The organism is Halobacillus rhizosphaerae (genome assembly GCF_046719735.1).
Classification (GTDB): Bacteria; Bacillota; Bacilli; order Bacillales; family Halobacillaceae; genus Halobacillus_B; species Halobacillus_B rhizosphaerae.
Genome location: NZ_JAUTWQ010000059.1, coordinates 1 through 510, shown reverse-complemented (window position 1 = coordinate 510; position 510 = coordinate 1). Strand labels below are relative to the sequence as shown.

The 510-nt window shown below is 46.1% G+C and carries 1 protein-coding gene and 2 tRNA genes; all 3 read right to left on the bottom strand.

Annotation, left to right across the window (positions count from 1 at the left end; all coding sequences use genetic code 11):
• Positions 1 to 66 precede the first annotated feature (66 nt).
• The 3 genes from Q7A53_RS21740 to Q7A53_RS21730 all read right to left on the bottom strand — a co-directional run bounded on the left by Q7A53_RS21740 (position 67) and on the right by Q7A53_RS21730 (position 497).
• Positions 67 to 139 (bottom strand) — tRNA-Phe (locus Q7A53_RS21740).
• Between the two features lie 25 nt (positions 140 to 164).
• Positions 165 to 241, bottom strand: a tRNA-Asp gene (locus Q7A53_RS21735).
• A gap of 91 nt (positions 242 to 332) precedes the next feature.
• A complete protein-coding gene (locus Q7A53_RS21730; RefSeq protein WP_411791300.1) occupies positions 333 to 497 on the bottom strand; it encodes an LOG family protein in 165 nt (54 codons plus the stop codon).
• Positions 498 to 510: the final 13 nt, after the last annotated feature.

Sequence of the window (510 nt, the reverse complement as noted above, 5' to 3'; positions counted from 1 at the left end):
ATAATTTTTTAGAGCATAAAAAAAGCATCTGCGTTTTTAAAAAATCGCAGACACTTTTTAAAGCAGTGGCTCGGGACGGAATCGAACCGCCGACACACGGATTTTCAGTCCGTTGCTCTACCGACTGAGCTACCGAGCCATCCTATGTAAAAGAAAAAATAAAGTGGCGGTCCGGACGGGACTCGAACCCGCGACCTCCTGCGTGACAGGCAGGCATTCTAACCAGCTGAACTACCGGACCACAATCGCTGCGATTACCGCAACGATAACTATCTTACCACAGCGTCATAGAGTGGCGCAATAGATTTTTTAATAGAATTTACTGCACCTTGTTATTCCGCCGCTTTTCCCAACCCGATTTTCTCCAAAAGTTCGTCTGGGTCTTGGGCTTCCCGTATGAAATTGCGATTGGATTCGGGTACAAAACCCGCTTCGATCGCATGGCTGATTAAGGAGATCAACGGCGTATAATAATCGTTCATATTTAATAGCGCCATCGGTTTCTGATGA